This window comes from Pseudomonas sp. CM25, from assembly GCF_013179705.1.
GTDB lineage: Bacteria > Pseudomonadota > Gammaproteobacteria > Pseudomonadales > Pseudomonadaceae > Aquipseudomonas.
This window is the reverse complement of record NZ_JABMCW010000516.1, coordinates 1-2,785: the sequence shown is the minus strand read 5'-3', so window position 1 is coordinate 2,785 and position 2,785 is coordinate 1. Positions and strand designations below refer to the sequence as shown.

Below are 2,785 nucleotides of genomic sequence, written 5' to 3'. Positions count from 1 at the left end.
GCATCCCCTTAGCGAGCGGCTGGAGAAGTTCTATGCCAAAAATGCTGGCTTCCGCCTCTGCCCCGAGCTGTCACCCAAGACGATGATGATGTCGCTGAAATAATCAGCCGAGGCACCGCGTCACATGCTTGACCGACTGATAGGCCGCCAGGCCCCAAGGCCCGAGCTCCCGCCCGATTCCACTGCCCTTGGTGCCGCCCCACGAGGTCTCGACGAACACCGCCTGCGCCGAGTTGATCCACACATGGCCAACTTCCAGCGCGTCGGCCACCCGCTCGGCGCGTTCCAGGTCGGCAGAGCACACGGTAGCCACCAGCCCGAAGCGGCTGTCGTTGGCTTCGGCAATCGCCTGCTCCTCGGTAGCGAAGCGCCGTGCGCACAGCACCGGGCCGAAGATTTCCTCGCTCCACAGGCGGCTGCCCTTGGGCACATCGGTGTACAACGTCGGGCTGACGAACCAGCCCTCACGGTCCAGAGCCTTGCCACCGGCCAGGCAGCGCAAGCCTTCTTCCCGCGCCGTGGCAAAGTAGCTGGCCACTTTCAGCCACTGCGCCTGGCTGGTCAGCGGCCCCATGTCGACTTCCTCGGTCAGCGGGTTGCCCACCCGTAGATGTTCCAGTGCGGCCTGCAAACGCGGCAGCAATGCATCGGCAATGCCGTCCTGCACCAGCAGCCGCGACGTGGCCGAGCACATCTGCCCGGCGTTCCAGCTGATACCGGCGACGATCCACGCCACCGCCTGGTCGACATCACAATCATCGAACACCACGATCGCCGACTTGCCGCCCAGCTCCAGTGTCACTGGCCGGCACTGCGCCGATGCGCTGCGCATCACCTGGCTGCCGACACTGTTGCTGCCGGTGAACGACAGCTTGTCCAGGCCGTTGTGGCTGCTTAGCGCAGCGCCGGTTTCGGCCTTGCCGTTGACGATGTTCAGCACGCCTGCCGGCAGGCCAATCGCCTCGGCGATCTGGCCGTAGGCTAGTTCGATCAGTGGGGTAACTTCCGAGGGCTTGAGCACCACGGTGCAACCCGCGGCCAGGGCCGGAGCGAGCTTCCAGGCGCTGGTCACCAGCGGGAAGTTCCACGGCACGATCAGCCCGACCACGCCTACCGGCTCCAGGCGTGTGCGCGCCGTGAAGCCCGCCGCAGCCAGTGGCACGTCACGGTTTTTCGACGGTAGCTGTTCGGCCAGTTCGGCGTAGTAGGCGAACGTGGCGATGGCGTCGTCCAGGTCAATTTCCGCCTCATGGCGTGGCTTGCCGTTGTTGCGCATCTGCAACGCAATCAACGCTTCGCGACGCTGCCCCAGCTGCTCGGCAAACCCGCGCAAGCAGGCAGCGCGCTCGCTGGCGCTGGTGTTCTTCCAGGCGGGCAGGGCGCCACGGGCGGCAGCCACGGCCTGGTCGACCTGGGCCACGCTCGCGGCCATGAATTCAGCAAAGGGCAGCCCGAGCGCAGGGTCGTTGACGCTGATGCAGTCGCTGCCCTGGCCTTCGACCCAGCGGCCGGCAATGTAGTGGGAAGTGGTCATGGTCGGTTTCCAGTCAGGCCATTTCGGCAGTGGTTACCGGCGTGTGCGCAGTGCTTTTGCAGCGCACCCAACGCGGCCCACGGGGGCCATACACGCCAGCAGGTTCAGGGAAAAGGTTGAGCAGCAGCAGGTACAGCACGCCGGCCAGCCCCAGGGTTACCGGCAGGCTCACGTCGATGCCGCCGGCCAGGTCGCCCAGCGGGCCGACGAACTGCCCCGGCAGGTTGACGAAGCACAGGCCGACCGCTGCGCTGGGCAGCCATGCGCCCATGCCGCGCCAGTTCCAGCCATGCAGGAACCAGTAGTGGCCGCCGCGCTGGCCGCGGGTAAACACCTGCAGGTCATCGGCATGGTAGAAACCGCGGCGGGTGATCAGCCCGAGAATCATGATCACCATCCACGGGCTGGTGCAGGTGATGATCAGCACGGCGAAGGTCGACACGCTCTGCACCAGGTTGAAGGTGAAGCGGCCAACGAAGATGAAGCCGATTGCCAGCACGCCGATCAGCAATGTGGCGCCGGCACGGCTGAGCAAACGCGGGAACACGCTCGACATGTCCAGGCCAGTGCCATACAGCGCGGTGGTGCCGGTGGACATGCCGCCGATCACCGCAATCAGGCATACCGGCAGGAAGAACCAGCTCGGTGCTACCGCCAGCAGGCCGCCGACATAGTTGTTGGCGGCGATGTAGTCCGGTGCGTGGGTGGCTACCAGGGTGGCGGTGCACAGGCCGAACAGAAACGGGATCAGCGTCGCACCCTGCGCTGCAACTACTGCCAGCATGATGCGCGCCTTGGGCGTTTCACGCGGGATATAGCGTGACCAGTCGCCAAGAAAAGCGCCGAACGAAACCGGGTTGCTCATGGCCAGGATCGCCGCGCCGACGAAGGCTGCCCAGAAGCCCGCCTGGCCTAGGTTGACGCTGCCCGCATAGCCGGCATCGAACGGCCCGGCGAAGGCGACAATGCCCAGCAGGAACAGCAGGCTCGAGGCCCACACGGCAATCTTGTTGACCCACAACATGAAACGGAAGCCGAAGATGCACACCACCAGCACCAGCACGGCGAACAAGCCATAGGCCAGGCCCAGGGTCAGGTCGGTTTCCGGCAGGCCGGCCAGGCGCTTGGCACCGCCGACCAAGGCATCACCCGAGCTCCACACCGACAACGAGAAGAACGCCACCGCAGTGAGCAGCGACAGGAACGAGCCGACGATACGCCCGTGCACACCAAAGTGTGCGCCAGACGACA

Annotated in this window: 2 protein-coding genes; both read right to left on the bottom strand. The window is 65.5% G+C overall.

What is annotated here, in order from left to right:
- Positions 1-103 precede the first annotated feature (103 nt).
- The gene (locus HP546_RS28765; RefSeq protein ID WP_172232826.1) at positions 104-1,534 is read right to left on the bottom strand and encodes an aldehyde dehydrogenase family protein; all 1,431 of its coding nucleotides are present in this window, start codon (positions 1,532-1,534) and stop codon (positions 104-106) included.
- A 13-nt stretch (positions 1,535-1,547) separates the two neighbouring features.
- A partial coding sequence (locus HP546_RS28760) for a cytosine permease (protein ID WP_172232823.1) occupies positions 1,548-2,785 on the bottom strand: 1,238 nt, incomplete at its 5' end.

Bases quoted from the DNA above. Each gene is read 5' to 3' on its own strand.
- HP546_RS28765 (WP_172232826.1), bottom strand. From the start codon at position 1,534: ATGACCACTTCCCACTACATTGCCGGCCGCTGGGTCGAAGGCCAGGGC.